General features: G+C 71.0%; 3 protein-coding genes. All 3 read right to left on the reverse strand.

Annotated elements, in window-relative coordinates:
• Positions 1-16: 16 nt before the first annotated feature.
• Genes ACWDX9_RS60580 through ACWDX9_RS60590 form a run of 3 tightly spaced genes read right to left on the reverse strand, consistent with a single transcriptional unit; the run spans position 17 to position 3,970 of the window.
• Entirely contained in the window at positions 17-802 is a 786-nt protein-coding gene (locus ACWDX9_RS60580) for a carbohydrate ABC transporter permease (RefSeq protein WP_449972991.1), read from the reverse strand.
• Between the two features lies 1 nt (position 803).
• Positions 804-2,123 (reverse strand): ABC transporter substrate-binding protein, encoded by a 1,320-nt coding sequence (locus ACWDX9_RS60585; protein WP_449972993.1) that lies wholly within the window; start codon positions 2,121-2,123, stop codon positions 804-806.
• A gap of 11 nt (positions 2,124-2,134) precedes the next feature.
• Positions 2,135-3,970 (reverse strand): glycoside hydrolase family 36 protein, encoded by a 1,836-nt coding sequence (locus ACWDX9_RS60590; RefSeq protein ID WP_449972995.1) that lies wholly within the window; start codon positions 3,968-3,970, stop codon positions 2,135-2,137.
• Between the last annotated feature and the right edge of the window lie 93 nt (positions 3,971-4,063).

Raw genomic sequence — 4,063 nt, forward strand, 5'->3', positions numbered from 1 at the left:
TTGTGGTTATTTAGATCTATCCAGACGGGCCCCCGGCCCGCCCCCCCCCCCCCCCGCCGGTGGTGGCCTGGGCGATGTCGAAGCCGTTCATCGAGCCCAGCAGCGCCGTGGCGACGTTGAACGTGATCGCGGGCGCCAGCAGCGGGAAGCGGACCGCCCAGAACGTACGCCACCGCGACGCCCCGTCGATGTGGGCGGCCTCCACGATGTCCTCCGGGACGGTCTTCAGTCCCGCCAGGTAGATGAGCATCGACAGCCCCATCCACTTCCACGCGTGGATCAGCGCGACGACCACGACCGTCCAGGTGGTGTCGCCCAGCCAGGCGTAGTCGATCCCGAGCAGCCGGTTCAGGCCGCCCGTCGGCTTGAGCAGGGCCTGGAAGATGTAGCCGACGGCGAGGGCCGACATCAGCACCGGGATGAGGAAGAACACCCTGGCCACCCGGTTGAGCCAGGTGTCGCGTTCGAGCAGCACGGCCAGGCCGAAGCCGAACGCGTTCTGGAAGAGCGCCACCAGCACCGCGTACACCACCGTGACCCGCAGCGACCGGAACAGCGTGCCGTTGGAGGCCAGGTCGGTGAAGTTGTCCAGCCCGACGGGCCGGATCGCGCTCTTGAAGCCCGACCAGTCGGTGAAGGCGTAGACGAAGTTGAACAGCGTCGGCAGGAAGAAGAACACCAGCAGGATGGCGAACGCCGGAGCCATGAACCACATGGGGTGCGTCCGCCTCCCGACGACCGGGCGCCCGCGGGTCGCGGTCGGGGTGCGGGAGGCGGCCTGCCGCGAGGTGGTGATCAGCACGTCAGAAACCGCTCGCCCCGGCGGCCTTGGCGAGCTGGGCGAACTGATCCTGGGTGGCCGAGGCGACCTTCTCCGGCGTCATGGTCCCGGTGATCATGTCGGCCAGGTTCAGGTACAGGTCCGGGTTGGCCACCGCCAGCGCCTGCATCGACCCGACCGCGGTGGGCAGCGCGGCGTGCACGTCCAGCAGCGCCTGCGGCACGCCCGCCGGGCTGGGCACCGACGGCTCCAGGGAGACGGTGTTGCGGTCGGCGACGAAGTCCTTGTAGCCGGGCCCCATCCAGTACGCCAGCAGCTGCCGCGCCGCGGCCTCGCGCTTGGCGTCCCCGGTCTTGAACGCCACCAGCGCGTTCGACTGGTCGGGGATGAACGTGCCGACGTTCCCCGACGGCGAGATCGGGAAGAAGCCGATCTTCTTGTTCAGCGTGGCGGTGTCGGCCGAGGCCTGCAGCTGCCCGAAGAACGAGTTCACCTGCACGACCATGGCCGCCTTGCCGGACAGCAGCGCCGCGCCCTGGTCCTCGAACTTCGCGGTCTTGATGTCGGAGTTGAACAGCCCCTCGTCGATCAGCGACTTGTACGTCTTGATCGCCCCCACGACGGCCGGGCCGTTGAACGTCTCCTTGCCCGTGTTGATCCGCTCCCACAGGCCGTCCTTGGCCGCGTCCGCGAGCTGGACCTGCACCCACCACTGGGTCGCCCACTTGTCGCCGGCCATCTCGAAGAACGGCGTGACCCCCTTGGCCTTCAGCGTGCGTCCCAGCTTCACCATCTCGTCGAAGTTCTTCGGCGGGCTGGTGATCTTGTTGGCGGCGAAGACCTCCTTGTTGTAGTAGACGCCCTCGACCGCTGGGCTCGTGATGAGGGCCGCGTACCGGGCGCCGTCCAGGATGCCGGTGATGTCCTTCAGATCCGGCGACAGCTGCGCCAGCCACGGCGCGTCGTTCAGCGGCTGGAGGTTGGCCTTGGCGTTGATCGCGGTCAGCATGGACGCGGTCGGCTGCCAGAACGCCAGGTCGGGCTTGTCGCCGGTGGCGACCTTGGTCTGGATGCCCTGCTCGTACGGGTCCGGGATCGTCACGACCTCGACCGTCGCGCCCGTCGCCTGCTGGAACCCGGCGATGACCGCCTTGGGCACGGTGTTGCTGTTCTGGGCGGCCCAGATCGTCAGCTTGACGCCGTCGAGCTTGGTGGCCGGGTCGGGCCAGGCCGCGGCGGTGGCGGGCGCGGCGGTGGAGGTCTCGACGGAGGGGTCGCTGCACGCGGCGAGGCCGAGCGCGAGCGCCGTCGCGGCGGCGGCGGCCGTCCAGGTGGTCTTCATGGTGGTCTCTTTCATGAGGCGGTGCGGATGCGGAGGATCCGGGCGGAGTGGGGCTCGTCGCAGCAAGGGGTGAGCGTCAACACGCCGGTGCCGGGCTGCCAGTCGCGAGCCCAGTCCGGCAGGTGCCGCGGGTAGATCACGTCGATCTCGACCGCGCGGCCCGCCAGGTGCGGCAGGTCCAGCCGTACGGGTTTCGCCCCGTCGCGTCGCCATACGCCAACGTATGTGACGTCAGCCGTCTGCAAACCCAGGGCGAGGTGGCGGTCGCCCCAGCGCGGCAGCCCCAGCGGCCACACGGGCGTCGCGCGGGCCAGGTCCGCGCGGATCTCCTTGTGGACGCGGACGGCCTCGCGGACCGAGTCGAGCTGGGCGGGGCTCATCCCGTCCAGGTGGCCGGACAGGTAGAGCCGCCCCAGCATGCCGGTGCACAGCGCGAAGGCGATCTCCTCGTCCGACATGTCGGGCTGCGGGTACGCCCAGCTCGCCGACTGCTCGGGCAGCACGGACATCGGCGCCGACACCGCGATCGGCGGGTAGAGGCGGAAGTCCTGCTGGTCGCTGGTGGACTGCAGCTGCAGCCGGGACAGCATGGCGTAGTCCATGCGCATGGCGCCCGACGCGCAGTTCTCCAGGGTGAGGCCCGGATGGCGTGCCAGGACGCCGTCCAGCCAGGCCAGGTGGGCCCGGTTGCAGGCCAGCAGCCCGTCCCCGGCGCTGTCGGCGTCCAGGTCGGTGCCCGCGCCCGGGTCGATGTTGTAGTCGAGCTTGAAATAGCCGACGCCGAGCTCCTCCACCAGCCGGTCCACCACCTGGTCCAGGTGCGCGATCGCGCGGGGATGACGCAGGTCGAGGTGGTAGCGGCCGTGCTCGACCAGGCGTACGCCGCCACGCTGCAGGAACGCCTCGGCGGGCAGCTTGTCGGCCATGGGGCTGCGGACGCCGATCACCTCGGGTTCGAGCCACAGCCCCGGCACCATGCCGTGCTCCCTGATGCGGCCGAGGACCTCCTCGATGCCGCGCGGGAAGCGCGTCTGCGACGGCTGCCATTCGCCGACGCTGTCCCACCAGGTGCCGCCGTCGTCGTACCAGCCCGCGTCCACGCAGAACGTCTCGGCCCCGGCCGAGGCGGCGGCGTCGATCAGCGGCAGGAGCTTGGCCGTGGTCGGGTCGCCCGCCAGCGTGTTCATGTAGTCGTTGAACACCACCGGCAGCCGCTCCCGGTCGGGGTGCGGCCGGACGATCATCCGCCGGTGCGCGGTGAGCGCCGCGGCCGCCCCTTCCAGGCCCGCGCCGGACACCGCCACCGACACCGGCACCGTGGTGAACGACTCGCCGGGCTGGAGCAGGTGCTGCCACTGGTGGTCGATGTCGGTCGGGCCGAGCAGCGCGACGTACGGGTCGTCGAGCCGCTCGCCGACCTCCCAGCGCCAGGCGCCGTTGTGCTCGATCTGCCACAGCCACGCCTGCCCGCCGGCGCGGTCGATCAGGCCGCCGGTGGGCAGGTGGGAGCCGGTCGACCAGGTGCCGGTGCTGACGACCGCGAGCCGCCCGCGGCCGTCCTGCCCGTGGCCGCCCAGGCGGAGATCGGGTACGGCCTGCCCGCGCAGGGCCTCGCGGACCCAGCGGCTCTCGCCCAGCCATTCGCTGTCGGCCCGTACCACGTCCAGGTCGTCCACCGCCCCCGCGAAGGCGGCGGCGAACGACGTGAGGCCCAGCAGCAGCCGGGGGGCCTGGCCGCGGTTGGTCACCCGCGTCCAGACCTGGAACGCGCTGACGCCTTCCGCCGAGCGCAGGAACACCTCGGCGCTCAGCCCGCTCCGCGCGTCGTGCAGGTCGAGCTGCAGCACGTGCCAGGCCCCCTCCCTGCGCTGTTCTCCGACGCGACCACCCACTCGATGCGGTGGATGCCCCGTTCCTCGACGGCCCAATCGATGATCACC

The organism is Nonomuraea sp. NPDC003201, assembly GCF_053590415.1.